This is a genomic window from Streptomyces chromofuscus (assembly GCF_015160875.1).
Taxonomy (GTDB): Bacteria; Actinomycetota; Actinomycetes; order Streptomycetales; family Streptomycetaceae; genus Streptomyces; species Streptomyces chromofuscus.
On sequence record NZ_CP063374.1, the window covers coordinates 6,058,475 to 6,084,877 of the forward strand.

General features: G+C 72.1%; 25 protein-coding genes. 11 read left to right on the forward strand and 14 right to left on the reverse strand.

Annotation, left to right across the window (positions count from 1 at the left end; genetic code table 11):
- Positions 1-11 precede the first annotated feature (11 nt).
- Complete coding sequence (locus tag IPT68_RS27365; RefSeq protein WP_228039929.1) at positions 12-932, reverse strand: hypothetical protein; 921 nt, start codon at positions 930-932, stop codon at positions 12-14.
- A 344-nt stretch (positions 933-1,276) separates the two neighbouring features.
- Between IPT68_RS27365 and recA the strand changes: the two genes are divergently transcribed.
- Together recA and recX are read left to right on the forward strand one after the other, a co-directional pair.
- Positions 1,277-2,407, forward strand: a complete 1,131-nt coding sequence (recA, locus tag IPT68_RS27370) for a recombinase RecA (protein ID WP_189702170.1) — start codon at positions 1,277-1,279, stop codon at positions 2,405-2,407.
- A gap of 3 nt (positions 2,408-2,410) precedes the next feature.
- Positions 2,411-3,211 (forward strand): recombination regulator RecX, encoded by an 801-nt coding sequence (recX, locus tag IPT68_RS27375; protein ID WP_189702169.1) that lies wholly within the window; start codon positions 2,411-2,413, stop codon positions 3,209-3,211.
- A gap of 291 nt (positions 3,212-3,502) precedes the next feature.
- Here recX and IPT68_RS27380 read toward each other — a convergent pair whose 3' ends face one another.
- From IPT68_RS27380 to IPT68_RS27410, 8 genes are all read right to left on the reverse strand, one after another.
- Positions 3,503-3,910, reverse strand: coding sequence for a rhodanese-like domain-containing protein (locus IPT68_RS27380; RefSeq protein ID WP_189702168.1), 408 nt, complete (start codon positions 3,908-3,910; stop codon positions 3,503-3,505).
- Positions 3,911-3,979: 69 nt separating this feature from the next.
- Entirely contained in the window at positions 3,980-4,558 is a 579-nt protein-coding gene (locus IPT68_RS27385) for a cupin domain-containing protein (protein ID WP_189702167.1), read from the reverse strand.
- 78 nt (positions 4,559-4,636) lie between these two features.
- The gene (locus IPT68_RS35085) at positions 4,637-4,684 is read right to left on the reverse strand and encodes a hypothetical protein (protein ID WP_309506048.1); all 48 of its coding nucleotides are present in this window, start codon (positions 4,682-4,684) and stop codon (positions 4,637-4,639) included.
- A gap of 980 nt (positions 4,685-5,664) precedes the next feature.
- On the reverse strand, positions 5,665-7,404 hold the full coding sequence (locus IPT68_RS27390) for an FAD-dependent monooxygenase (RefSeq protein ID WP_189698520.1): 1,740 nt from the start codon (positions 7,402-7,404) through the stop codon (positions 5,665-5,667).
- Positions 7,405-7,578: 174 nt separating this feature from the next.
- A complete protein-coding gene (locus IPT68_RS27395; protein WP_189698521.1) occupies positions 7,579-8,487 on the reverse strand; it encodes an amino acid ABC transporter permease in 909 nt (302 codons plus the stop codon).
- Positions 8,484-9,161: an amino acid ABC transporter permease gene (locus tag IPT68_RS27400; protein ID WP_189698522.1), complete on the reverse strand. Its 678-nt coding sequence runs from the start codon at positions 9,159-9,161 to the stop codon at positions 8,484-8,486. Before IPT68_RS27400 ends, IPT68_RS27395 begins: the two co-directional genes overlap by 4 nt.
- Before the next feature lie 135 nt (positions 9,162-9,296).
- Positions 9,297-10,136, reverse strand: coding sequence for a glutamate ABC transporter substrate-binding protein (locus tag IPT68_RS27405; protein WP_189698523.1), 840 nt, complete (start codon positions 10,134-10,136; stop codon positions 9,297-9,299).
- A gap of 79 nt (positions 10,137-10,215) precedes the next feature.
- Positions 10,216-10,992 (reverse strand): amino acid ABC transporter ATP-binding protein, encoded by a 777-nt coding sequence (locus tag IPT68_RS27410; RefSeq protein ID WP_189698524.1) that lies wholly within the window; start codon positions 10,990-10,992, stop codon positions 10,216-10,218.
- Between the two features lie 286 nt (positions 10,993-11,278).
- Here IPT68_RS27410 and IPT68_RS27415 point away from each other — a divergent pair, with 286 nt between their 5' ends.
- Positions 11,279-11,965 carry a response regulator transcription factor gene (locus IPT68_RS27415; protein WP_189698525.1) on the forward strand — a complete coding sequence of 229 codons (687 nt, stop codon included), beginning with the start codon at positions 11,279-11,281 and terminating at the stop codon, positions 11,963-11,965.
- Positions 11,966-11,974: 9 nt separating this feature from the next.
- A complete protein-coding gene (locus IPT68_RS27420) occupies positions 11,975-13,366 on the forward strand; it encodes a sensor histidine kinase (RefSeq protein ID WP_189698526.1) in 1,392 nt (463 codons plus the stop codon).
- Here the strand turns inward: IPT68_RS27420 and IPT68_RS27425 are convergent.
- Positions 13,356-14,351 carry a TAXI family TRAP transporter solute-binding subunit gene (locus tag IPT68_RS27425; protein WP_189698527.1) on the reverse strand — a complete coding sequence of 332 codons (996 nt, stop codon included), beginning with the start codon at positions 14,349-14,351 and terminating at the stop codon, positions 13,356-13,358. The genes IPT68_RS27420 and IPT68_RS27425 overlap by 11 nt on opposite strands.
- Before the next feature lie 85 nt (positions 14,352-14,436).
- Between IPT68_RS27425 and IPT68_RS27430 the strand changes: the two genes are divergently transcribed.
- Positions 14,437-14,841, forward strand: coding sequence for a pyrophosphohydrolase domain-containing protein (locus IPT68_RS27430; RefSeq protein ID WP_189698528.1), 405 nt, complete (start codon positions 14,437-14,439; stop codon positions 14,839-14,841).
- Between the two features lie 188 nt (positions 14,842-15,029).
- Here the strand turns inward: IPT68_RS27430 and IPT68_RS27435 are convergent, their stop codons facing one another.
- Both IPT68_RS27435 and IPT68_RS27440 read right to left on the reverse strand, forming a co-directional pair.
- Positions 15,030-16,250, reverse strand: a complete 1,221-nt coding sequence (locus IPT68_RS27435; protein WP_228039931.1) for a cation:proton antiporter — start codon at positions 16,248-16,250, stop codon at positions 15,030-15,032.
- A gap of 4 nt (positions 16,251-16,254) precedes the next feature.
- Entirely contained in the window at positions 16,255-16,740 is a 486-nt protein-coding gene (locus tag IPT68_RS27440) for a cation:proton antiporter regulatory subunit (protein WP_189698529.1), read from the reverse strand.
- A 626-nt stretch (positions 16,741-17,366) separates the two neighbouring features.
- On the opposite strand from IPT68_RS27440, the gene miaB reads away from it, so the two are divergent.
- On the forward strand, positions 17,367-18,887 hold the full coding sequence (gene miaB, locus IPT68_RS27445; RefSeq protein WP_189698530.1) for a tRNA (N6-isopentenyl adenosine(37)-C2)-methylthiotransferase MiaB: 1,521 nt from the start codon (positions 17,367-17,369) through the stop codon (positions 18,885-18,887).
- Between the two features lie 45 nt (positions 18,888-18,932).
- Positions 18,933-19,664 carry a class III extradiol dioxygenase subunit B-like domain-containing protein gene (locus tag IPT68_RS27450; RefSeq protein WP_189698531.1) on the forward strand — a complete coding sequence of 244 codons (732 nt, stop codon included), beginning with the start codon at positions 18,933-18,935 and terminating at the stop codon, positions 19,662-19,664.
- Positions 19,665-20,132: 468 nt separating this feature from the next.
- Here the strand turns inward: IPT68_RS27450 and IPT68_RS27455 are convergent, their stop codons facing one another.
- A complete protein-coding gene (locus IPT68_RS27455) occupies positions 20,133-20,402 on the reverse strand; it encodes an antitoxin (protein WP_189698532.1) in 270 nt (89 codons plus the stop codon).
- Between the two features lie 24 nt (positions 20,403-20,426).
- The gene (locus tag IPT68_RS27460) at positions 20,427-20,699 is read right to left on the reverse strand and encodes a hypothetical protein (protein ID WP_189698533.1); all 273 of its coding nucleotides are present in this window, start codon (positions 20,697-20,699) and stop codon (positions 20,427-20,429) included.
- Between the two features lie 218 nt (positions 20,700-20,917).
- On the opposite strand from IPT68_RS27460, the gene miaA reads away from it, so the two are divergent.
- The 4 genes from miaA to IPT68_RS27480 all read left to right on the forward strand — a co-directional run bounded on the left by miaA (position 20,918) and on the right by IPT68_RS27480 (position 26,297).
- The gene (gene miaA, locus IPT68_RS27465; RefSeq protein WP_189698534.1) at positions 20,918-21,856 is read left to right on the forward strand and encodes a tRNA (adenosine(37)-N6)-dimethylallyltransferase MiaA; all 939 of its coding nucleotides are present in this window, start codon (positions 20,918-20,920) and stop codon (positions 21,854-21,856) included.
- Between the two features lie 108 nt (positions 21,857-21,964).
- The gene (locus IPT68_RS27470; protein ID WP_189698742.1) at positions 21,965-22,660 is read left to right on the forward strand and encodes a hypothetical protein; all 696 of its coding nucleotides are present in this window, start codon (positions 21,965-21,967) and stop codon (positions 22,658-22,660) included.
- A 191-nt stretch (positions 22,661-22,851) separates the two neighbouring features.
- Positions 22,852-23,721, forward strand: coding sequence for a diaminopimelate epimerase (gene dapF, locus IPT68_RS27475; RefSeq protein ID WP_189698535.1), 870 nt, complete (start codon positions 22,852-22,854; stop codon positions 23,719-23,721).
- A gap of 395 nt (positions 23,722-24,116) precedes the next feature.
- On the forward strand, positions 24,117-26,297 hold the full coding sequence (locus IPT68_RS27480; protein ID WP_189698536.1) for a RelA/SpoT family protein: 2,181 nt from the start codon (positions 24,117-24,119) through the stop codon (positions 26,295-26,297).
- Positions 26,298-26,403: the final 106 nt, after the last annotated feature.

A 26,403-nucleotide genomic window follows, 5' to 3' on the forward strand; every position in this document is an offset into this window, starting at 1 on the left:
GCCGCCGGACGTCAGTAGGTGAGGACGGCCCACACCGCGGTCCCGGCGACGGCGGCCCAGTAGCAACCGGCCACCGTGGCGACGATCCTGCTGCGGACCGGCCGGCTCCAAGGAGTGCGGGAGAGCAGCCAGGCCAGCGCGGGCAGGATCAGCACGGCGTGCAGAGCCACCCCGTGCAGCGGCTTCAGCGGGGCCGTGGAGTGGTACGCCGCCTCCTGGTCGCCGGTCCGGACGAGCACCACGCCGCGTGCGATCATCGCCGCGCCCGAGGCCAGCGCGACGAGCAGGACGGCGAACCCGGAGCGTACGGCGAGGGCCATGCCCGCCGGGCCCGAGGGCCGGTGCCGGAACGCGGCGACCGCGAAGACACTGAGCAGGATCACCAGGACGCCACCGCCCACCGCGAGCGTCATCGACACCGCCGTGTCGAAGGGCGTCTCCATGTCGAGGTGCGAGGGCACCCGGCGCCACGCCTGGAGGGTGATGCCGCCGACCTCCACCACGCAGTCGGCGGCGAAAACGACGAGCAGCACGGTACGCAGCCTCGGCGCCATCCGCAGATACGACGTGACCCATGTGACCGCCATCAGCGTCACCCCGAAGGACAGCCCGAAGGTCACCGGCTTGCGCCACGAGACGGGGCCGTTCCACGGGCCGCCGTCCACCGCGAAGACCACCAGGTGCGCCAGGCCGGAGAGGAACAGGAGGAGGGCGGTGGTGTGGCAGAGACGATCGGCGACGGTTCCGGGGGAAGGGGCGGGGCCGACTGGGGAAGCGGTGTCCTGCGTGCGGGGAGCGGAGCCGGCTGTGGGGGAGGTGGCTTGCACGCGGGGCGAGGGGGCGACGACGGGGGCGGCGGACTGTGCGCGGGGTGCGGGGGCGACTGCCGGAGCGGAGGCGGTGGCCTGTGGGGGCCGTGCGGGAGGCTGCATGCCCCGAGCCTGACGGAGGAGTCCGGTGCCGTCGTCGTACGGCCGGAGACACCTGTCGTACGTCGTGGGAAGCAGGCGGAGTCCGGGGCGGTGGGCGGAGTCGGGGGCCCGTGTCAGTACGCGGTCGTAGTCTCGTAGGTGCCGCGTGGTGAGCTTGACACAAAAATCGAACATCCATTCTTATGGAGGCTCCGGTGAGGCTCTCGACGGGGATATCCACAGGGATTTGATGGTGAAGTGCCCGAGTTATCCACAGGCCGGACCGGCGTCGGGGCGCATTGTCAGTGGCAGGCGTTAGCGTCTTTGACGTGAAGCGATCGACTCAAGCAAACCGGGTGGAACCCATGGCAGGTACCGACCGCGAGAAGGCTCTCGACGCCGCCCTCGCGCAGATTGAACGGCAATTCGGCAAGGGCGCGGTCATGCGCATGGGCGAGCGGGCGAAGGAGCCGATCGAGGTCATCCCGACCGGGTCGACCGCACTCGACGTGGCCCTCGGCGTCGGTGGCCTGCCGCGCGGCCGTGTCGTGGAGATCTACGGACCGGAGTCCTCCGGCAAGACGACCCTGACCCTGCACGCGGTGGCGAACGCCCAGAAGGCCGGCGGACAGGTCGCCTTCGTGGACGCGGAGCACGCCCTCGACCCCGAGTACGCGAAGAAGCTCGGCGTCGACATCGACAACCTCATCCTCTCCCAGCCGGACAACGGCGAGCAGGCCCTCGAGATCGTGGACATGCTGGTCCGCTCCGGCGCTCTCGACCTCATCGTCATCGACTCCGTCGCGGCGCTCGTCCCGCGCGCGGAGATCGAGGGCGAGATGGGCGACAGCCACGTGGGTCTGCAGGCCCGCCTGATGAGCCAGGCCCTGCGGAAGATCACCAGCGCGCTCAACCAGTCCAAGACCACCGCGATCTTCATCAACCAGCTCCGCGAGAAGATCGGTGTGATGTTCGGCTCGCCGGAGACCACGACCGGTGGCCGGGCGCTGAAGTTCTACGCCTCGGTGCGTATCGACATCCGCCGCATCGAGACCCTGAAGGACGGCACGGAGGCGGTCGGCAACCGCACCCGCTGCAAGGTCGTCAAGAACAAGGTCGCGCCGCCCTTCAAGCAGGCCGAGTTCGACATCCTCTACGGCCAGGGCATCAGCCGCGAGGGCGGCCTGATCGACATGGGCGTGGAGCACGGCTTCGTCCGCAAGGCCGGCGCCTGGTACACGTACGAGGGCGACCAGCTCGGCCAGGGCAAGGAGAACGCCCGCAACTTCCTCAAGGACAACCCCGACCTCGCCAACGAGATCGAGAAGAAGATCAAGGAGAAGCTGGGCGTGGGCGTGCGGGCCGAGGAGCCGGCGGCGGAGCCGGGCGCGGACGCCGCGGTCACCACCACTCCCGCAGCCGACCCGGCCAAGGCGGTGCCGGCCCCGGCGGCGGCCAAGACGGCCAAGACCAAGGCCGCGGCTGCCAAGAGCTGATTCGTGACACGGCGAACCGACTGGGCCGAGTACGCAGACCCCGGCATCCCGCGGGAGCCGGATCCGGGGAGCGCGGACGAGGGGGGCTTTGCCGGGGCCGCGCACGGTGACGACTGGACGGACGAGGGCTCGCACGCCGGTGCGGCCGCGAGCCGCGGCGACGGGTCTCGCGGCGACCGCGGGGGGCGCGGCGAGGCCGGTTCACGCCGGGGGCGCGGACGCCGTCGACGGGACTTCGCGGAGCCGTCCGCCGAGGACGGGGGCACCTCCTCCTTGTCGAGGGCCGAGCAGGAGGAGTCCCCAGGGGACCCGGCTGAGCGGGCACGGGCGATCTGCCTGCGCCTGCTCACCGGGACCCCACGCACGCGGAAGCAGCTCGCGGACGCCCTGCGCAAGCGGGAGATCCCGGACGACGTGGCCGAGGAGGTGCTGTCGCGGTTCGAAGAAGTCGGGTTGATCAACGACAGTGCCTTCGCGGACGCCTGGGTGGAGTCCCGGCATCACGGCCGGGGACTGGCCCGGCGGGCGTTGGCGCAGGAGCTGCGGACCAAGGGGGTCGACTCCACGCTGATCGACGCGGCCGTCGCCCAGCTCGACACCGATCAGGAGGAGGCGACCGCACGCGAACTCGTCGCCCGCAAGCTGCGCTCGACGCGAGGGCTCGACCGCGACAAGCGGCTCCGCCGGCTGGCGGGGATGCTGGCGCGCAAGGGCTATCCCGAGGGGATGGCGCTGCGGGTGGTGCGGCGGGCGTTGGAGGAGGAGGGGGACGATACGGACTTCTTGGAGGAGGAAGGGTTTTGAGGGGGTCCCGGCACGGTTGAGCTGCGTGGGCGCTTTCGGCTTCAGCTTCCGGATATCGACTTCGCCTGCGGTTGTGCGATTGCGGGTGCCGGGTGCCGGGTGCGGGAGCGGTCGCGGGTGGGGCCGATGTGGGTGCGCGCGGAGGTGCGGCTGGTCGGGGCGTGGGCTGGAGCTCGTTCGGTGGCTCTTCTCCACGGAACCGCCACGCCCCCGCCTGGGCCGTCACAGGCCCACCGTCGCCCACGCCCTCACGGGCTCGCCGTTACGGACGCGCCCCTCACGGACTCGGCGTCACAGGCTCGCCGTTACGGGCAGGCCCGCAGCCCGCCACGCCTGGAATCCCCCCTCCAGGTCTGTCGCCCGGTGCAGGCCCAGGCGGTGCAGGGACTCCGCCGCCAGGCTCGACGCGTAACCCTCGTTGCAGATCACCACGACGCGCAGGTCGTGACTCGTGGCCTCGGGAAGGCGGTGGCTGCCCCGGGGGTCGAGACGCCACTCCAGCTCGTTGCGCTCCACGACCACGGCGCCGGGGATCAGGCCGTCCCGCTCGCGCAGGGCCGCGTACCGGATGTCCACGAGGAGCGCTTCGCCGGCCCGGGCGGCTTCGTACGCCTCCTGCGGTTCGATCCGCACGTACTCTTCGCGCACCCGCTCCAGCAACTCGTCGATACTCACCGGAAGCCCCTGCTCACCGCTCATCGGCCCTCCCCAACGACGCTGCGCCACCTGCACGTTCACCGGCACAAGGCCACTTTTGCGCACCCCGCCTCACTGCCAGTCCTCCGGCCGCTCGACCTGCTCCAGCCGCAACACACTCCCCGTACGGCTGTACCGGCGGATCCGCGGCAGCGGTGGGTAGTAGACGTGTACGGAGACGGCGTGCCGGTCGGGGGACTCGTTGAGCACCTCGTGGACATGGTGGCGGCCGAAGGAGCGGCCCTGGCCCGCCGGCAGTCGGCGTTGCCGGTCGACGTCCTCCGTGAGTTCCAGGGTCTTCCAGCCGTCGGTGGGCAGCCGGGCGGCGAGGGAGTGCTCCTTGAGTTCACCGCGGGCGGTGAGGAAGGCGCCCACCGAGTCGGCGTGATCGTGCCAGCCGGTGCCCGTGCCGGGGGGCCAGCCGATCAGCCAGGCCTCGCTGCCGCCGGGACCCTCCAGTCGTACCCAGGTACGGCCCTCGGGGTCGAGCGGCAGTGAGTCGATCAACGCGGCGTCGGCGGCCGTTCGCCGGACGAAGTCGAGGAGGTCGGCCTGTGTCGGGGCGCCCGCGGCCGATGCGGGAGCCGGTGCGGAGCCGGCAACCGAAGCGGAAGGGGATACGGGGGCGGAGGGAGAGGGGGAGACAGACAACGTGCACCGTCCTGAAGAGCGTTCGCGGGAGCGCGCGCGGCGAGGCGTCAGCGGCGCGCGGAAGAAAGAAAGGCGAAGTCAGCAGGACGGACGACACACGCAGCCCGCATAGCGGACGAGGTCCATATGGACCCTCCGCCACAGGCGCACACAGGTGTCGGTCACGATCCGGAGTACACCATGCCGGTCCGGACCGGTCAACTCGCCGCCACTCTGCGGACGGAGACACGGGGTGACGGCGAGGAGGAGGTGCGCACGGCGCCCCGGGAGGTCCCGGAAGATCGGCGCGAGCCCGCCGTGGCCGGCGCGGACCTGCGCATCAGGGCGAGCCCGCTGAAGCCGGCGTGCACCCGCACACCAAGGCGAGCCTCCCTCGGGTACATCAGCGCGCGGCCCGGGAACAGGCGCCGACCCTCGCCGCGAACCAGCGCGCGGCCCGCGCCGGACGACCGCGCCCCGGTAAACCAGCGCGCCGGCCGGCCTCAGACGAGCGCCCCGCAAAAACCAGCGCGCCGACCCGCGCCGAACGAGTGCCCCCGGCGAACCAGCGCGTCGGCCCGCTCCGGACGAGCGGCCCCGGCAAAGCAGCGCGCCGACCCGCGCCGAACGAGTGCCCCCGGCGAACCAGCGCGTCGGCCCGCTCCGGACGAGCGGCCCCGGCAAAGCAGCGCGCCGACCCGCGCCGAACGAGTGCCCCCGGCGAACCAGCGCGTCGGCCCGCTCCGGACGAGCGGCCCCGGCAAAGCAGCGCGCCGACCCGCGCCGAACGAGTGCCCCGGCGAACCAGCGCGTCGGCCCGCTCCGGACGAGCGGCCCCGGCAAAGCAGCGCGCCGGCCCGCGCCGAACGAGTGCCCCCGGCGAACCAGCGCGTCGGCCCGCTCCGGACGAGCGGCCCCGGCAAAGCAGCGCGCCGACCCGCGCCGAACGAGTGCCCCCGGCGAACCAGCGCGTCGGCCCGCTCCGGACGAGCGGCCCCGGCAAAGCAGCGCGCCGGCCCGCGCCGAACGAGTGCCCCCGGCGAACCAGCGCGTCGGCCCGCTCCGGACGAGCGGCCCCGGCAAAGCAGCGCGCCGGCCCGCCCCATCCCAGCTCACCTCGTCCCGCGTCAGCGCGACCCCGCCGTCGCCTCGGCCGTGGTCTGCGACGGGCCGCCCAGTGTCGCCTCCGCCGCCGCGTACAGCTCGGCGGGGCGGACGCCGTTGAGGGCCGTGACGAGGTGGCCGTCGGGGCGGATGAGGAGCACGGTGTGGGCGGACGCGCCGGGGTAGCGCTCTGCGACCAGGAGTTCGGCGGGGTGGGGCAGCGCGGTGACCGCGGCCGCGAGCCGGGGCATGATCCCGGCGGTCACCCAGTGCTTGCGCTCCCACACGCCGGTGCCCGGTGCGATCAGCACGACGAGCAGTGCGCCGCGACCGAGGCGGTCGCGCAGCCGTACGAAGGAACCATCCTCCGCCGTGACGCGCACGTCGGTCACCGGCGCGCCAGGGAGCGTGTCGACGGGGACCTCCGCCTCGATGGGTTCGGGCGCGAGGGGTGAGTCGGCGTACGTGGCCGGCGCGCCCAGCGCTCCGCGCCCCAGGTGGCCGTCGGCGAGCAGGGCGTCATGGTTGCGGCCCGCGCCGGGGACGTAGGAGCGCAGGGCTCCGCCGCCGCGCAGCAGTGGCAGCACCTGGTCGGCGGCGCGCAGCCGGGCGGCGACGACGGCGCGGCGCTCCGCCTGGTAGCTGTCGAGGAGGGCCTCGCGCGGCCCGTGGTGCCAGGCCAGCGCGAGCTTCCAGGCGAGGTTGTCGGCGTCCTTGAGCCCTTCCTCCAGTCCCTGCGTGCCGAGCGCCCCGAGGAGATGGGCCGCGTCTCCGGCGAGGAAGACACGGCCGACGCGCCAGCGGCGGGCCAGGCGGTGGTGGACGGTGTGCACGCCGGTGTCCAGCAGTTCGTACGCGGGTGTGGAGCCGCCGGTCCAGCCCGCGAGAGTCTCGCGGACGCGGGTCACCAGGAGCTCGGGCGTGACGAGGTCCTTGCCGGGCGGCAGCAGCCAGTCCAGCCGCCAGATGCCGCCGGGGAGCGGGCGTGCGGTGATTTCCCCGGACGAGGGCCCCGACGTCCGCCACGGCGGCGTCCGATGGAGCAACGCCCGACCGGGCCAGGGGAGTTCCGCCCGCAGCGCGGCGACGGCGTACCGTTCCACCGCGGTACGGCCGGGGAAGCGGATGTCCTGGAGCTTGCGCACGGTGGAGCGGGGGCCGTCGCAGCCCACCAGATAACTGCCGCGCCACCAGGTGCCGTTCGGGCCACGAGTGTGCGCGGTGACGCCGGAGGTCTCCTGTTCGATGGCGTCGAGCCTGCTGTCCGCGGCGATCCTGACGAGGGGTTCGCGGTCGACGGCGGCGCGCAGGGCGCCGGTGAGGACGTGCTGGGCCAGGTGCAACGGCGGCTGTTCGGGAGCGGTGCCGGTGGTCACGGCGTAGTCCGAGCCGAGCCGGCGGCCCTGCTCCTCCGGGCGGACGCCGGTGTGGTCGCCGGAGCCGCTGCCCTCGAAGCCGGGGCCCAGGAAGCCGCCGGAGCCGTCGGCGTCGCCGGGGTCCTCGAACGTGATCTCCCGAACCACCTGCTTGCGCCGCATCGACCGCCATCCGGCCCAACGGGTGCCGGCCTCGTCGAGCGGCACGCCGGTCAGCCGTTCCACGAACGCGGCGGTGTCCTCGCGCAGGACGACGGTGCGGGCGAGCCGAGGTTCGTCCAGCCCCGGGCCCTCGTCGAGAACGACGGACGGCACGTCCTGGCGCGCCAGCGCCAGGGCGAGCGTGAGCCCGACGGGCCCCGCTCCGACGACGATCACCGGATCCACGCGGCGCTCCCTGTCCGCAGCGGTGCCTTCGGAGACGTGTGTGAACAGGAGGTTGGAGCAGGGTGCACGATCACAGAACGTATGCAACCCATTGCCGGTGCTTGCGTCAAGTGACGAGGGGCAGTGGCGATCATGCCACTGCCCCTCGTGTCACCGCAGGCTACTGAGTGGCCCTCAGGGCTTGCCCTCCGCGCCGGTGCCGTAGCTGCCGCCGATCTCGGCGGCGTTGAGGTCCTCCACCTTCTCGGCCCCGAGCACCGCGCCGGTGCTCCGCTTGCTGCGCCGCAGGCGGGCCTCCAGCCAGCTCGCGAAGCTGGTGAGGATGAAGTTCACGATGATGAAGATGATCGCGACGACGATGAAGCTCGGGATGACGTTGGCGTAGTTGGCCGCGAGCGTGCCGCGGGCGCTGACGAGTTCGCTGTAGTTGAGCAGCGCGCCACCCAGCGCGGTGTCCTTCACGATGACGACCAGCTGGCTGACGATGGCCGGGAGCATCACCGTGACGGCCTGCGGCAGCAGGATGGTGGTCATCGTCTGGCCCTTGCGCAGGCCGATCGCCTGGGCGGCCTCCGTCTGCCCCTTGGGCAGGGCGAGGATGCCGGCCCGGACGACCTCGGCGAGGACCGAGGCGTTGTACAGGACCAGGCCGGTGACGACCGCGTACAGGGGCCGGACCTCGCTGCTGATGTCCGTCGAGCGGGCGTAGAACTCGTTGGCGAACAGCATCAGCAGCAGCACCGGGATCGCCCGGAAGAACTCCACGACCGCTCCGGCCGGCCCGCGCACCCATCGATGGTCGGACAGGCGCGCGATGCCGAATATGGCGCCCAGCGGGAGGGCGATGACCATGGCGAGCGCCGCGGCCTTCAGCGTGTTGCCGAGACCGGGCAGAAGATACGTCGTCCAGGCCGCGCCCTCGGTGAACGGCTTCCACAGGGCCCATTCCAGCTGGCCCTTGTCGTCCAGGACCTGCCAGACCCACCACGCGAGCAGCGCGAGCAGGGCGACGAAGACAACCGAGAAGATGATGTTGCGCCGTTTGGCCTTGGGGCCGGGGGCGTCGTACAGAACCGAGGTCACCGCTTCACCGCCAGTCGCTTGCTCAGCCAGCCGAGGAAGAGGCCGGTGGGCAGGGTCAGTACCACGAAACCGAAGGCGAAGATCGCGCCGATGAGCACGGTTTGAGCCTCGTTCTCGATCATTTCCTTCATGAGCAGGGCCGCTTCCGCCACACCGATCGTGGCGGCCACCGTCGTGTTCTTGGTCAACGCGATCAGGACGTTGGCCAACGGGCCGATGACCGAGCGGAACGCCTGCGGCAGCACGATGAGCCGCAGGACCTGACTGAAGTTCAGCCCGAGGGCCCGGGCCGCCTCGGCCTGCCCGACGGGCACGGTGTTGATGCCGGACCGCAGCGCTTCGCAGACGAAGGCGGCGGTGTAGGCGACGAGGCCGAGGACCGCCAGCCGGAAGCCCTGCAGGTCGAAGTCGTCCGGCGCGCCCATCGTCACCCCGAAGATGTCGGCGAGGCCGAGCGAGGTGAAGACGATGATGACCGTCAACGGGATGTTCCGGACGATGTTGACATAGGCGGTGCCGAAGCCGCGCATCAGCGGGACCGGGCTGACCCGCATCGCGGCCAGCAGGGTTCCCCAGACCAGCGAGCCGATGGCCGAGAAGACGGTGAGCTGCACCGTCACCCAGAAGGCGCCCAACAGGCTCGGGTCGTCATAGTCAGAAAGAAAGTCGAACACGATCTCCCGCGCTTCCGGGTGTGTGACGAACGTGGCGGGCAGGGCACGCCGCCGCCGGGACAGCGGCCGGCGGCGGCGTGCCCGCGAAACACTCCGCCGGGTGCGGACTCCCGCGGCTGAGTGCGGACTCCCGCGTTACTGAACGATCTTGCCGATCTGCGGCGCGGGCTCGTTCTGGTAGTTGGCCGGACCGAAGTTGTCCTTGACGGCCTTGTCCCAGGCGCCGTCGCTGACCATCTTCTCCAGCGCGTCATTGATCTTGTTCAGGGTCTCGGAGTCGCCCTTCTTGACACCGATGCCGTAGTTCTCGTTGCTCAGCTTCAGGCCCGCGAGCTTGAACTGGCCCTTGTACTGGTCCTGCGAGGCGAAGCCGGCGAGGATCGAGTCGTCGGTGGTCACCGCGTCGACGGCACCGCTCTGCAGACCGGCGATGCACTCCGAGTACGTGCCGTACTCCCGCAGCTGGGCGTCCGGAGCGATCTCCTCCTTGACGTTCTGCGCGGAGGTGGAGCCGGTCACCGAGCACAGCTTCTTGCCGTTGAGGTCGGTGCCCTCCTTGATGTCCGAGTCCGCCTTGAGCAGCAGGTCCTGATGGGCCAGCAGGTACGGGCCGGCGAAGTCGACCTTCTGCTTGCGCTCGTCGGTGATCGAGTAGGTGGCCGTGATGAACTTCACGTCACCGCGGGAGAGGGCGTTCTCACGGTCGGCGCTCTTGGTCTCGACCCACTCGATCTGGTCGGCTTCGTAGCCGAGTTCCTTGGCCACGTAGGTGGCGACGTCCACGTCGAAGCCGGAGAAGGAGCCGCCCGGCTCCTTCAGGCCGAGACCGGGCTGGTCGTACTTGATGCCGATCTTGATCTTGTCGCTGCCACCGGAGCCCGACTCCGAGTCCCCGTCGCCCCCGCCGCACGCGGTGGCGGTCAGGGACAGGACAAGTGCGGTGGTCGCCGCGGCGGTGACCTTGCGGAACTTCATGGTGAACATCCTTTGCGTGGTGAAGTGGAGGGCCGTCCGTGCGGGAAGCGCGGCTCGTCGCGGAGGCGACGAGCGACGGTCAGTGGTGGAGGATCTTCGACAGGAAGTCCTTGGCGCGGTCGCTGCGCGGATTGCTGAAGAACTGGTCCGGCACGGCCTCTTCGACGATGCGGCCGTCTGCCATGAACACCACACGGTTCGCGGCCGATCGCGCGAAGCCCATCTCGTGCGTGACGACGATCATGGTCATGCCGTCGCGGGCGAGCTGCTGCATGACTTCCAGCACCTCGTTGATCATCTCCGGGTCGAGGGCCGAGGTCGGCTCGTCGAAGAGCATGACCTTCGGGTCCATGGCCAGGGCGCGTGCGATCGCGACGCGCTGCTGCTGGCCACCGGAGAGCTGCGCGGGGTACTTGTCCGCCTGCGAGGCCACGCCGACCCGGTCGAGCAGGGCCCGGGCCTTCGCCTCGGCCTGCTTCTTCTCCGCCCTGCGGACCTTGATCTGGCCCAGCATCACGTTCTCGAGCACGGTCTTGTGCGCGAAGAGGTTGAACGACTGGAACACCATGCCGACATCGGCGCGCAGCCGGGCCAGCGCCTTGCCCTCCGCGGGCAGCGGCTTGCCGTCGATGGTGATCGAGCCGGAGTCGATCGTCTCCAGCCGGTTGATGGTGCGGCACAAGGTGGACTTTCCGGACCCGGAGGGCCCGATGACCACGACGACCTCGCCGCGGGCGATCGTCAGATCGATGTCCTGGAGAACGTGCAACGCGCCGAAGTGCTTGTTGACGCTCTTCAGGACGACCAGTTCGCCGGTCGCGGCCACATCTTCCTTGGCCACCGATACTTCGGTCATCGCTCTCAGGCTCCGTCCTCCTCGGTTTCGGAGGACAGTAGCTACCCTACGCGACCTGCGTCATTACATCTGAGGCGAATTTGAGTATCACGATCCGATAGCAGCTGGACACGACAGGTAGCGCGGACGGCAGGTCGCGTATCGGCCGGATAACGGAAGGGCCGGGCAACCGGAACCCGCTTGACGCCGTCCTCCTCCATCAGCGTCACTGCCTTGGTGCACGCGCGCGTGTGCACGTTTGTGTACCCGCCGAGTCCGTACTGCCGATGAACCGAAGGGGGCCGGGATGAGACTGCTCCTCGTCGAGGACGACAACCACGTCGCCGCCGCTCTGTCCGCGGTCCTGGCCCGGCATGGTTTCGACGTCACGCACGCGCGCAACGGCGAGGAGGCACTCCAGGCGCTCGTCCCCGAGGGCGTCGGCTTCGGCGTCGTCCTGCTCGACCTCGGCCTGCCCGACCAGGACGGGTACGAGGTGTGCGGCAAGATCCGCAAGCGCACCAGCATCCCGGTGATCATGGTCACCGCGCGCTCCGACGTCCGTTCCCGTATCCACGGCCTCAACCTGGGCGCCGACGACTACGTCGTGAAGCCCTACGACACCGGTGAGCTCCTCGCCCGTATACACGCCGTCAGCCGGCGCACCGCTCACGAGGACCCGGGGGCCGGCGGCGACACCGCGCTGCTCCTCGGCCCCGTGCGCATCGAACTGCCCACCCGCCAGGTCACCGTGGACGGTGCGGTCGTCCCCCTGACCCGCAAGGAGTTCGACCTGCTCGCCCTGCTCGCACAGCGTCCCGGGGTGGTGTTCCGGCGGGAGCAGATCATCAGCGAGGTGTGGCGCACCAGCTGGGAGGGGACCGGACGCACCCTGGAGGTGCACGTCGCGTCCCTGCGCGCCAAGCTGCGCATGCCCGCCCTCATCGAGACCGTGCGCGGCGTCGGCTACCGGCTCGTCGCCCCGGCCGCGTAGCGGGGCAGGGTGCACACACGTCTCCTGCCGCTGCTGATCGTCCTGATGGCGGCCGTACTGCTGGCCCTCGGCATCCCTCTCGCCGTCAGCGTGGCCGCGGCCCAGCAGCAGAAGGTGGTCGTCGACCGGATCGACGACACGGCGTTCTTCGCGGCCCTCGCCCAGTTCGTCAACGCCCCGCCCGAACCCCCGGGCAGGCGCCTGGAGACGCTGAGCCGCGAACTCGACAGCTACCACGAGGTCTACGGCATCAGGGTCGGCGTCTTCTACGCCGATGAGACCTCCATGGCTCACGCGCCGGCGGAGTGGTCCCTCCCGCGGACGGGCGAGGTGCGGGCCGCCTTCGACGAGGCGCTGCTCAGCCGCCGCAGCGACGATCCCGAGCAGGTGTGGCCGTGGCAGAACCACCGGCTCGTCGTGGCCTCCCCGGTGATCCGGGACGGCGACGTCGTCGCGGTGGTGGTCACCGACTCGCCCACCGGGCAGATGCGTTCCCGGATCCTGTACGGCTGGCTGGTCATCGCCGCCGGGGAGACGGCCGCCATGCTGCTGGCCGTCGGCGCCGCGCTGCGGCTGACCGGCTGGGTGCTCAGACCCGTACGCGTCCTGGACGCGACCACGCACGAGATCGCCACCGGACGCCTGAAGTCCCGGGTGGCGGTGGCCAGCGGGCCGCCGGAACTACGGCGGCTCGCCCGTTCCTTCAACGAGATGGTGGACAACGTCGAGGTCGTCCTGGAGCAGCAGCGCGCCTTCGTCGCCGACGCCTCGCACCAGTTGCGCAACCCGCTCGCAGCCCTGCTGCTGCGCATCGAGCTGCTCGCCCTCGAACTGCCCGAGGGCAACGAGGAGATCGCCTCCGTCCAGGCCGAGGGCAAGCGCCTGGCACGGGTCCTGGACGACCTGCTCGACCTGGCGCTCGCCGAGCACGCCGGGGCCGACCTCCGGCTCACCGACATCGGCGCGCTCACCGGCGAGCGGGTCGCCGCCTGGGCGCCGACCGCCGAGGCCAAGGGCGTACGGCTGGTGGGGAAGTGCCCGCCGACGACCGCCTGGGCCGACCCGGTGACCCTGTCCAGCGCGCTGGACGCGGTGATCGACAACGCGGTGAAGTTCACCCCCGCGGGCGAGTGCGTCGAGGTCACCGTGGCCAGCAACGGTGGGCGCTCGACCGTCGTGGTCGCCGACCGCGGGCCCGGCCTGACCGACGAGGAGCTGACCCGCGTCGGAGACCGCTTCTGGCGCAGCGGACGGCACCAGAACGTGAAGGGCTCGGGGCTCGGCCTGTCCATCTCCCGCGCGCTGCTCGCGGCGGCCGGTGGCTCCATCGCGTACGAGCACCAGGCACCGCACGGGTTGAAGGTGACGGTGAGCGTGCCGCGCAACGGCCCTACGGCTTGACCGAGCGGTAGTAGCGCCGCGCGCCGTCGTGCAGGGGCAGGGGGTCGGTGTAGATCGCCGTGCGTAGATCGACCAGCTGGGCGGAGTGGACGTGGGCGCCGATGCCGTCGCGGCTCTTTATCACCGTGCGGGTCACCCACTCGGTGAGCTCGGGATCCATGTCCTTGCGGGTGATCAGCACGTTGGACACCGCCATCGTGGGCACGGCGACGCCGCCACGGGCCCCGTACGCCGACTCGGGCATGTTGGTGGCGCGATAGTGCTGGGTGGCCGGACCCTGGCGGTGCAGCTCGTCGACGTAGGCGGCGTCGATCGGCAGGAACCGGAAATTGAACTTCCGGGACAGTTGCAGCAGACCGTCCGTGGGCAGCCCGCCGGACCAGAAGAACGCCTCGATCTCACCGCTCCGGAGCCGGTCCGGCCCGGTGTCGATGCCGTCGGACATCGGCGTGATGTCCTGCTGCGCGTCGATGCCGGCCGCCCTGAGCACCCGGGTCGCGATCAGCCGCACGCCCGAGTGGGGCAGACCTACGGCGACCCGCCTGCCGCGCAGGTCCGCGACCGAGTCGATGTCCGAGTCGCGGGGGACGACGACGTGCACGTAGTCGTCGTACAGCCGTGCGACCCCGCGAAGCCGGTCCGCCCCCGGGCCCTTGTTCAGCTCGTACGTCTCCACCGCGTCGGCCGCGGCGATGGTGAAGTCGGCCTCGCCGGTCGCCACGCGTGCGACGTTCTCCTGCGAGCCGTCACTGGTCAGCAGCCGCACGTCGAGGTTCGGCATGTCCTTGGACAGCTCGGTGCGCAGCAGGGTGGCGTACTCCTGGTAGACACCGCGGGGCGTGCCGGTGCTGAACGTGATCGACCCGCTCGGCGGCTCCTCGCCCAGCGGCAGCAGCCACCACAGCAGCAGGCCGAGGGCGACGACGCCGGCGGCCGTGCCCTGCAGGGCGCGGCGGGTGCCGATACGGGGGAACGTTCTGGGCATGCGCGCGATCCTGCCAGCCCGTACGGCGGCTGACCAGGACGGGAGTCACAGGGGACTGTCAGTGCGGGCCGATATCGTTCCTGGCATGAGTTCCTCGCCCGCCGACCTGGTCCGCGCGTTCCACCTCGCCTTCGGCCTCGACGTCCGCGGCACCCCGGAGCGGGTCCCGTCGGAACTGGCCGCGCATCGGGCCGAGCTGCTGGCCGAGGAGGCCGCGGAGGTCGCCGAGGTGGCGGTGACCGGGCCCCTGGACAAGCTCGCGCACGAGCTGGCCGACGTCGTCTACGTGGCGTACGGCACAGCTCTGGTGCACGGCATCGACCTGGACGCGGTCATAGCCGAGATCCACCGCTCCAACATGACCAAGCTGGGCCCCGACGGCCAGGTGGTGCGCCGCGCCGACGGCAAGGTCCTGAAGGGGGAGCACTGCGAGGCGCCGGACGTCGCGGGGGTGCTGCGCCGGCAGGGGTGGCGGCCGGACGAGGGGTGAGCCGGTCGCGGGGCCGGGCGCGGACGGCAGCCGCGAGGGCGCGAGTGGGCCGCCTCGGGGGCGCGCGTCAGCGGAACGGTGGCGGTTCAGGGCTCCTTTCGCGCGGGCTCCTTGCGCGCCAGGCTCCCTCCGCGCAGCCCCGCCTCGTCCGTCATGCGCCCGGGCCAGGGGCCCCGACGCATCCGGCCTCAGTCCCCCACCTGCGCCTCCGCCCTGGCGGTCTCCTCGTGCCGGACCGGGCCGGGTGTGTTCTTGGAGCGGCGTGTCCAGCGCATCGCGAGTGGCTCGGTGTAGCGGGCTGTGACGGGCCCGAGGATGACCAGGATCAGGACGTAGGCGGTGGCCAGCGGGCCCAGGGACGGTTCGATGCCGGCCGTCACCGCCAGGCCGGCGATCACGATCGAGAACTCGCCGCGCGCCACCAGCGCACCGCCCGTGCGCCAGCGGCCCCGGACGGAGATGCCGGCACGCCGGGCCGCCCAGTAGCCAGTCGCGATCTTGGTCAGTGTGGTGGCGACGGCCAGGGCGAGGGCCGGCAGCAGGACCGGCGGGATGCTCGCCGGGTCGGTGTGCAGGCCGAAGAAGACGAAGAAGACCGCGGCGAACAGGTCGCGCAGCGGGCTCAGCAGGGTGTGCGCCCCCTCCGCCACCTCCCCGGACAGCGCGATGCCGACCAGGAACGCGCCCACCGCCGCCGACACCTGAAGCTGCTGGGCGATGCCCGCGACCAGGATCGTCAGCCCGAGGACGACCAGCAGCAGCTTCTCCGGGTCGTCGCTGGAGACGAACCGCGAGATGACGCGGCCGTAGCGCACCGCCGCGAAGAGGACCAGCCCCGCCACGCCCAGCGCGATCGCCAGCGTCACACTCCCCGCCGCCAGACCGATGCCGGCGACCAGCGCGGTGACGATGGGCAGGTACACGGCCATCGCCAGGTCCTCCAGGACCAGCACGCTGAGGATCACCGGCGTCTCACGGTTGCCGATCCGGCCGAGTTCGCCGAGCACCTTGGCGATGACACCGGAGGACGAGATCCAGGTGACGCCCGCCAGTACGACGGCGGCCACCGGGCCCCAGCCCAGGATCAGCGCGGCCGCCGCGCCCGGCAGGGCGTTGAGCGCGAAGTCGACCAGTCCCGCCGGGTAGTGCGCCTTGAGGTTGGTCACGAGGTCGCTGGCCGTGTACTCCAGGCCCAGCATCAGCAGCAGCAGGATGACGCCGATCTCGGCGCCGATGGCCACGAACTCCTCGCTGGCCCCGAGCGGCAGCAGGCCGCCCTCGCCGAAGGCCAGCCCGGCGAGCAGATAGAGCGGGATGGGGGAGAAGCCCAGCCGGCCGGCCACGCGGCCGAGCAGGCCGAGGCCGAGCAGGATCGAACCGAACTCGATCAACAGGACCGCGGAGTGCACCGGCTCACTCCCGCCCGAGTATCGCCGCGGCGGCGTCGACACCCTCGCGGGTGCCGATCACGATCAGCGTGTCACCGCCGGCGAGGCGGAAGTCCGGCGCCGGGGACGGTATCGCGTCGGCCCGCCGCAGCACCGCCACGACGGACGCGCCGGTCTCGGTGCGCATCCGGGTGTCGCCGAGGACGCGGCCGTTCCACCGCGAGGTCCCGCCGACCGTGATCCGCTCGGCCACCAGGCCGAGGTCCGTGGTGGACAGCAGGCTGTTGCTGTGGTGCGACGGCTGCATGGCGTCGATCAGTGCCGCTGCCTCCGCGGCGGTCAGGTGCAGCGACTGCAGGCAGGAGTCGGGGTCGTCGGCCCGGTAGACGTTGACCGTGCGGGTGCCGTCGCGGTGGGCCACCACGGACAGATGGCGGTGTTCCCGGGTCACCAGGTCGTACTGGACCCCGATGCCCGGCAGCGGCGTCGCCCTCAGGCGTGGTGCGGACACGATTCTTCCCCTTACTCGTTGCTCGGTCGTCCTGCTGATTGCTCGGCCGATCACCGGGGCGACGGATGCCCTCGACGATCGTTCCGCCGGTCGCCCCGGTCGCCCCGGTCGCCCCGGTCGCCCCGGTCGCCCCGGTCGCCCCGGTCGCCCCGGTCGCCCCGGTCGCCCCGGTCGCCCCGGTCGCCCCGGTGGTCCCAGTGGTCCCGGTGGTCCTCCCGGTGACCCGGTGGTCCCGTCGTCCCGGTCGCCCGGCGTTTTTGACCGTCCCGGCCAGTCCCGGCCGGTCCCGGCGGTCCCGGTCGTGCTGGTCGGCCCGGCCCCGCCATGCTGCCATCCGCCCGTACGGCGGCGACATGGGTGTCAACACGGAAGGACGTGCGCGACGGCGGGCGGAGAGCTGGCCGGGGCGGTGCTCATGGTGGGGTCGGCGCCCGAGCGGGGCCCGGAGGTACGGCTGCGCATACCGGCCACCGGCGGGGGCCGTTGATGCCGGCACCGATACGCGTGCTGCTCGCGGACGGCCACACGCTCGTACGCCATGGTCGACCCGTGGGCGGAGGACTACGTGGAGGGCCGCTTCGGACAGACGCGGAAGAGGCACTGCCGGAACCGCCTACCCTTATGGCATGAGCAGCATCGACCGGAGCCAGACAGTGGGCGTCACTCGCAGCTATGAGATCCGCACCTACGGGTGCCAGATGAACGTCCACGACTCCGAGCGATTGGCCGGACTGCTGGAGGACGCCGGGTACGTACGCGCCCCGGAGGGCTCCGACGGCGAGGCGGACGTCGTCGTCTTCAACACCTGCGCGGTACGGGAGAACGCCGACAACCGGCTGTACGGCAACCTCGGCCACCTCGCCCCGAAGAAGGCCGGGCGGCCCGGCATGCAGATCGCGGTCGGCGGCTGCCTCGCGCAGAAGGACCGCGACACGATCGTGAAGAGGGCGCCCTGGGTGGACGTCGTCTTCGGCACGCACAACATCGGCAAGCTGCCCGTCCTGCTGGAACGCGCGCGCGTGCAGCAAGAGGCGCAGGTCGAGATCGCCGAGTCGCTGGAGGCGTTCCCGTCGACGCTGCCGACGCGCCGCGAGAGCGCGTACGCGGCGTGGGTGTCGATCTCCGTCGGATGCAACAACACCTGCACCTTCTGCATCGTGCCCGCGCTGCGCGGCAAGGAGAAGGACCGCCGTCCCGGCGACGTCCTCGCCGAGGTCGAGGCCCTGGTCGCCGAGGGCGTCTCCGAGATCACACTGCTCGGGCAGAACGTCAACGCGTACGGCAGCGACATCGGCGACCGCGAGGCCTTCAGCAAGCTGCTGCGGGCCTGCGGCCGGATCGAGGGCCTGGAGCGCGTCCGCTTCACCTCCCCGCACCCCCGCGACTTCACCGACGACGTCATCGCGGCCATGGCCGAGACGCCGAACGTGATGCCGCAGCTGCACATGCCGCTCCAGTCCGGCTCCGACACGGTCCTCAAGGCCATGCGCCGTTCCTACCGCCAAGAGCGCTACCTGGGGATCATCGAGAAGGTCCGCGCCGCCATCCCGCACGCGGCGATCACCACCGACATCATCGTGGGCTTCCCCGGCGAGACCGAGGAGGACTTCGAGCAGACCCTGCACGTGGTGCGCGAGGCCAGGTTCGCCCAGGCCTTCACCTTCCAGTACTCCAAGCGCCCGGGCACCCCGGCCGCCGAGATGGACGATCAGATCCCCAAGGAGGTCGTCCAGGCGCGCTACGAGCGTCTCGTGGCCCTCCAGGAGGAGATCTCCTGGGACGAGAACAAGAAGCAGGTCGGCCGCACCCTGGAGCTGATGGTCGCCGAGGGCGAGGGCCGCAAGGACGGCGCCACCCACCGCCTCTCCGGCCGCGCCCCCGACAACCGCCTCGTCCACTTCACCAAGCCGGACCAGGAGGTGCGCCCCGGCGACGTGGTCACGGTCGAGGTGACGTACGCCGCCCCGCACCACCTCCTCGCCGAGGGGCCGGTCCTCGACGTGCGACGCACGCGCGCGGGCGACGCCTGGGAGAAGCGCAACGCCGCCGAGGCGGTCAAGCCGGCGGGCGTGCTGCTGGGCCTGCCGAAGGTGGGCGTCCCCGAGCCGCTGCCGGTGGCCTCGGGCAGCGGATGCGGCTGCGACTGAGGTCGGGGCGCTGACCGGAGGGTCCGCGGGGTTACGCTGCCGATCATGCTTGTCGCCGCCGCAGTCTGCCCCTGCCCGCCGCTTCTCGTCCCCGCCGTCGCCGCGGGCGCCGCACCCGAACTGGACGCAGCCCGGGCCGCATGCACGGACGCCCTCGGGGTGCTCGCCGCCGTCCGGCCCGACCGGCTGATCGTCGTCGGGCCGACCCGGCAGGAGGATGCCGAGACGTACCCCGAGGGCACGCCCGGCTCCTTCCGCGGCTTCGGCGTCGACGTCGGCGTACGCTTGGGCCGGGAGACGGCGGCCGGCGTGGAGGCCGACGCGGGCGCACGGCGACCGCTGCCGCCGTCGCTCGCCGTCGCCGCGTGGCTGCTGGAGCGGACCGGGTGGTCGGACGCGCCGATCGAAGGACTCGCCGTCGGCGAATCACTCGCGCGCGACCAATGCACCGCGATCGGCCGGGACCTCGCCGCCCGGGCCGGGCGCGTGGCGCTGCTGGTGATGGGCGACGCGAGCGCGTGCCGCACGCTGAAGGCGCCGGGCTACCTCGACGAACGGGCCGAGCCGTTCGACGCCGCGGCCGGGCGCGCGCTGGGGGCGGCGGATCTCGCGGCGCTGCGGGCGCTGGACGTGGAGCTGGCGCGGCAGCTGATGGTGTCGGGCCGGGCACCCTGGCAGGTACTGGCCGGTGCGGCCACCGACGCGGACCTCACCGGCACCCTGCTGTACGAGGACGCGCCGTACGGGGTGGGCTACGTGGTGGCGTCCTGGTCATGAGCCCTTCGCACGACAGCCGTCCGCCGCTCACGACAGCGGTCCCGACCGCCGCTTGAGACGACTCCGTGAACGCGGCTTCGACGCTCGCGCGTGCCGCTTGCGGGGGTCCAGCGCCGCGGCGGCGGAGACCTCCTGTTCACCATGGTCGGCGGCTCCCGCACGCCGCTTGCGGGGGTCCTGTTCGCCATGGTCGGCGGCTTCCGCGTGGCGCTTGCGGGGGTCCTGTTCGCCATGGTCGGCGGCTCCCGCACGCCGCTTGTGAGCATCCCGCGCGCCGGTGTCGGCAGCTCCCCAGTGGGCGGTCGTCGGCAGCTCCCCAGTCCCCCGGACCCGACGACCGACAACCCCCACCCGTCCCCGCCCGACGGCGGACGGCCGGGAGCCATGTGCCCCGCGGCCGTCCTGCGTGCCGTGTCTCCTTGGTCCGCGCTTGCCGTCGGCTCGGCCGTCAGCTCGGCCGGCGACTGTTCAGGACACCGGCGGCGGGCCGCTCGGCGGCGTGGTGGTGCCACCTCCCGGACCCCTGTCGTGCCGGTGCGCGAGCCGGTCCATGGCGCCCTTTGCCTTGTCGGTGCCCGAGTGGATCTTGTCGCTGTACTTGCCCTTGGTCCGCTCGTCGACGACCTTCGCGGCCCTGTCGATGCCGTGCTGGATCTTGCCCTCGTGCTGCTGTGCGAGGTCGGAGACCTTGCCCTTGGCCGGGGTCAGCTTGGCCTTCAGATCGTGGAAGAGACCCATGGTTCACCTTCCCTCGCGGGACTGTTACGTCCGGGCGCTCTCGTCGGCCTCGCTGTCGGCCGCCGTCCCGGGGGACTGCTGCTGGGGGATCTCGACGGCCTCGGAGGCGTCGCCCCTTTCGCTCTCCTTCGCCGGGGCCGGCTCCGTCCCGGCCCCGGCGCTGGTCTCGCCGGACTCCTTCGCTTCCGCAGTCCCGTCCGCCTCGGACCCGGCCGGCGGCCGGCCGGCCCGGGCCTCGGTGGTCGACGCCTCTTCCGTGGTCTTCGACCTGCGGAAAAGTCGCGCAAAAACGCCCATATCAACTCCATACGTTACTCGCGCGGGCGAAATCCCGCGTCGCCATGGGGCCCCCTGTCCGGGCGAAGCCGAGGCGCTCGGGAAGCGTCCGCGTGCCTCGCCCGGGTCGCCGCCTCCGAAAACCGGCGGCGCGAACCTCGCAACGGGCAACGACTCCCGCCCGCCACCGTCACGTAACTCGTTCGAGGGCAGGGTGCGGGGTTTGCAAGACTGGTGCCGTGAGCAGCGCACTTCCCGCCCCCCGAGTCATCGCCGTCGTCGGACCGACCGCGGCTGGAAAGTCCGATCTGGGCGTCCACCTGGCCCAACAGCTCGGCGGGGAGGTCGTCAACGCCGACTCCATGCAGCTCTACCAGGGGATGGACATCGGCACCGCCAAGCTGACGCCCGAGGAGCGCGGCGGCGTCCCGCACCACCTGCTCGACATCTGGGACGTCACGGTCACGGCCTCCGTCGCCGAGTACCAGCGGCTCGCCCGGGAACGCATCGACAGCCTGCTCGCCGACGGCCGCTGGCCGATCCTGGTCGGCGGCTCCGGCCTGTACGTCCGCGGGGCCGTCGACAACCTGGAGTTCCCCGGCACCGACCCCGAGATCAGGGCCCGGCTGGAGGAGGAGCTCGCCCTGCGCGGCTCCGGGGCGCTGCACGCCCGCCTCGCCGCCGCCGATCCCGAGGCCGCGCGGGCGATCCTGCCGAGCAACGGCCGCCGTATCGTCCGCGCGCTGGAGGTGATCGAGATCACCGGCATGCCCTTCACGGCCAACCTCCCGGGTCACGACTCGGTGTACGACACCGTGCAGATCGGCGTCGACGTGGCGCGTCCCGAGCTCGACGAGCGGATCGCGCGCCGGGTCGACCGGATGTGGGAGGCCGGGCTCGTCGAGGAAGTGCGCGCACTGGAGGCGCGGGGGTTGCGCGAGGGGCGTACGGCGTCGCGCGCACTCGGCTACCAGCAGGTGCTCGCGGCGCTGGCCGGTGAGTGCACGATGGAGGAGGCACGGGCCGAGACCGTCCGGGCCACCAAACGCTTCGCGCGCCGTCAGGATTCATGGTTCAGGCGCGACCCCCGGGTGCATTGGCTCAGTGGGGCCGCGGCGGACCTCACGGAACTTCCGCGGCATGCCCTGGCGTTGGTCGAACGACCGGTCACAGCCTGATCACGTCATGGCATCGGGACGCTCCGGCCGTCATCGGGGCCTCCGGTGCCGTGCCATCATCGAGCTTCGATCGACCAAGTGGAGTCCAAGTTGGGAGGGCGCGTGGCGATGGAGGCCGGCCCTCGCGACACCGCACAAGGCACTGAGCGCGCCACCACCGGGCGTGGCGAACCGGAGCGCCACGACGACGGCCGTCCGAGCCCCGACGGGGAGGGCCGCGTCATCGCCGACGATCACGGACGCTTCGTCGCGGACGGGGAGGGCCCTGACGACCTCGACGCGGAGACCCGTCCCGGTGCCGACGGCGAGGGACTCGGGTTCGACGGCGTGCACCATTCCGGTGCCGGGAGCAACGGCCGTCCCGTGCCCGACCCGGACGGTGGCCTGGGCCCGGACGCGCTCGACGAGACGCCGGACGGCGTGACCGACGACGGACCCGAGCCGGACGAGATGTTCGTGAGCGGGCCCGAGGTCGAGGTCGAACTGCGTCCGCAGCGCCGACTGCGCCTGTGGCAGCTCGCCCCTATCGTCGGCCTGGCCGCGGTGGGCTCCCTCATGTTCGCCTTCCCGCTGGCCTTCGACTTCGGCGACAGCGGAGCCGTGATCGCCATGCTGGGGCTGCTGATCTGCTCGTGCGCGGCCGGCTGGGGCATGATGGCCGCCCGCAAGGTCGGCCACACCTGGCCGGGGCTGCCGCAGCGCGGGTCCGGGCGGCGGCCGGACTGGCGGGTGGTGCTCGCGTACGTGGTCGTGGTCGCTGCGGTCGTCGTGCTGGCGGTGTGGCGGGTCGCCCGCCTGCGCTGACACCCGCGCCCACCGGCGGGCCGGGCGCCCACTGCGCCCCGCGCCCACCACGGGCCGGACGCCCACTGCCACCCGCGCCCGGCGCAGACGGTGAAGCGCCTGTCCAGCCCCCGCTCGCCGTGAGGCGGTCAGGCGCCCGCCGACGTCCCGGGCGACGACGTGGTGTCGTAGTCACCCCGTACGATCGAGGAATGAGCACGCGGATCGCCTTCCTCAAGGGCCACGGCACCGAGAACGACTTCGTGATCGTCCCGGACCCCGAGAACGCCATCGACCTGCCCCCGGCTGCCGTCGTCGCCCTGTGCGACCGCCGCGCGGGGATCGGCGGGGACGGCCTGCTGCACGTCGTGCGGTCCGCCGCGCACCCCGAGGCCGAGGAGATGGCGGCCGAGGCGGAGTGGTTCATGGACTACCGCAACGGCGACGGCTCGATCGCCGAGATGTGCGGCAACGGCGTGCGCGTGTTCGCGCGCTACCTCCAGCGCGCCGGCCACGTGGCCGAGGGGGACATCGCGGTCGCCACCCGAGGGGGCGTGAAGACCGTGCATCTCGCCAAGGACGGTGACGTCACCGTCGGCATGGGCAGGGCGCGGCTCCCCGAGGGCGACGTCACGGTGAGCGTCGGCGCGCGCAGCTGGCCCGCGCGGAACGTGAACATGGGCAACCCGCACGCCGTGGCCTTCGTGGGCGACCTCGCGGACGCCGGCGACCTGCTCTCCCCGCCGCCGTTCAGCCCGGCGGCCGCCTACCCGGACGGCGTGAACGTGGAGTTCGTCGTCGACCGCGGCCCGCGGCACGTCGCCATGCGCGTGCACGAGCGCGGCTCCGGCGAGACCCGCTCCTGTGGCACGGGCGCGTGCGCCGTCGCCGTGGCCGCCGCCCGCCGCGACGGCGCCGACCCGGCCGTCACCGGGACTTCGGCGACCTACACCGTGGACGTGCCGGGCGGACGCCTGGTCATCACCGAACGCCCCGATGGCGAGATAGAGATGACGGGACCGGCGGTGATCGTCGCCGAGGGCGAGGTCGACGCGGACTGGCTCGCGGGCGCGGCCGGCTGACGGCGAGTCGGCTTCCGCGCGAGGTCGGCTGCGGCGAGTCGCCTGCGGCGGGGCTCGGCTGACGGCGAGTCGGCTGCGTACGCGGTAGGGATTCGGCTGCCGTACGCGGCAGTCGACGCCCACGAGGGTCGGGCGACGGCGGGTGCCGACCGTAGTCCCCGGCATCGTGCGGGCGTTCGACGTATGGCCGCCGCAGTGCATGCCGGGCCCAGCCATAAACATCCAAACCGTCGCTCGAATGGGTGATCCGTTTCACGCTGGGCCAGAGGCGGTCAGGAGCGTGTGGTCGGCTCGATAGCATCAAGCACCGGCCCGGACGGGGAGAAGTCGCCGACCCCTGAGCCGTGTCCGCCATGGGGCACCCCGTTCGCCGGTCCACGCAGCCGGAGGTGCCCATGAGTGCGGAGGCCACGAACCCTGCGACCCCAGGCGCCGCGACGGGCCCGATGACAGGCCCAGCGCCCGCATCGGCGCCGCGCAGAAGGTCGCTGCCCAGAATCGACCTGCGCCGCCTCGGCCGCGCCGCACTGCTCGGCTCCGCCCCCCGGGACCGGCTGCCCGACGCCATCGGCCACGTCGTCGACGCGCACCGCGCCCACCACCCCGACGCCGACCTCGAACCCCTGCGCCGCGCCTACGTCCTGGCCGAGTCCTCGCACCGCGGCCAGATGCGCAAGAGCGGCGAGCCGTACATCACGCACCCGCTCGCCGTCACCCTCATCCTGGCCGAACTCGGCGCCGAGACGACGACGTTGACGGCCTCCCTGCTGCACGACACCGTCGAGGACACCGACGTGACCCTCGACCAGGTGCGCGAGCAGTTCGGCGAGGAGGTCCGCTACCTCGTCGACGGCGTCACCAAACTGGAGAAGGTCGACTACGGCGCCGCCGCCGAGCCCGAGACCTTCCGCAAGATGCTCGTCGCCACCGGCAACGACGTCCGGGTGATGTCGATCAAACTCGCCGACCGGCTGCACAACATGCGCACCCTCGGCGTGATGCGCCCCGAGAAACAGGCCCGCATCGCCAAGGTCACCCGCGACGTCCTCATCCCGCTCGCCGAACGGCTCGGCGTCCAGGCACTCAAGACCGAACTGGAGGACCTGGTCTTCGCGATCCTCCACCCAGAGGAGTACGAGCACACCCGCGCGCTGATCGTCGAGAACGCGGCCCTCTCCGACGACCCGCTCGCCGCGATCGCCGACGAGATGCGTGCCGTGCTGAACGAGGCCGGCATTCCCTCCGAAGTCCTCGTCCGCCCCCGGCACTTCGTCTCCCTGCACCGCGTCTCCCGCAGGCGCGGCCGGCTGCGCGGCTGCGACTTCGGCCGGCTGCTGGTGCTGGTGAACGAGGACGCGGACTGCTACGGCGTCCTCGGCGAACTGCACACGTGCATGACGCCCGTCGTCTCGGAGTTCAAGGACTTCATCGCCGTGCCGAAGTTCAACCTCTACCAGTCGCTGCACACCGCCCTCGCCCGGCCGGACGGCCAGATCGCCGAGGTCCTCATCCGCACCCACCAGATGCACAAGGTGGCCGAGGCCGGTGTCATCGCGCTCGGCAACCCCTACGCGCCGCCCGCCTCCGACGACCCGGCCGACGGCGAGCGCGCCGACCCCACCCGCCCCGGCTGGCTCTCCCGCCTCCTTAAATGGCAGCAGGCCGCGCCGGACCCCGACACCTTCTGGTCGACCCTGCGCGAGGACCTCGCCCAGGACCGCGAGATCACCGTCTTCCGCCCCGACGGCGGCACCCTCGGCCTGCCCGAGGGCGCGACCTGCGTGGACGCCGCGTACGCGCAGTACGGCGAGGACGCGCACGCGTGCATCGGCGCCCGGGTCAACGGGCGGCTTGCGACGCTGAGCACCGTGCTGAAGGACGGCGACAGCGTCCAGCTGCTCATGGGCCAGGACCCCGCCTCGGAGCCGTCCCGGGAGTGGCTGGAGCACGCCCACACGCCGGCCGCCCGCATCGCCATCCAGCGCTGGCTGGCGGCGCATCCGACGCACACGGACAGCGCCGCCACGTCTCTCGATGCGGCCACGAGTCCTCCGCCGGCCCCACTTGTCACCACCGCCGCTCCTGCCCCTTCGGCCGCCGCGGTCTCGGCGCCGTCCCGATCCACCGGCGCCGTGGTCGTCGACCGTCCCGGGGTGAGCGTGCGGCTCGCCCGCTGCTGTACGCCCGTACCACCCGACGCGGTCACCGGCTTCGCCGTGCGCGGGGGAGTGGTGACGGTCCATCGCGTCGGATGCGCGGCGGGGACGCGGATGAAGAGCGCGGGTCGCGCGGAGGTGGGCGTGCGTTGGGGGGAGACCACGGGGTGCCGGGTCACCCTGGTCGCTGAATCGTTCGGCCGCCCCCATCTCCTCGCCGACCTCACCGAGGCCATCGCCCTCGAAGGCGCCGAGATCGTCTCGGCCACCGTCGAGCCCCCGACCCAACAGCGCGTACGCCACACGTACACCCTCCAACTGACGGACGCCGCCCGCCTGCCCGCCCTCATGCGCGCGATGCGGAACGTGGCGGGCGTGTACGACGTGAGCCGGGCCCAGCATCACGCGCCGGCATGGTGACCCCCCGACCGGACCTGATCCCCGCGCCGCCATCACGCCGCCCGCAACTCGCTCGCGTTCGCCCATAGGCACCCCGCGCGTACGCCGCCGGGCACCCGCCTCCGTA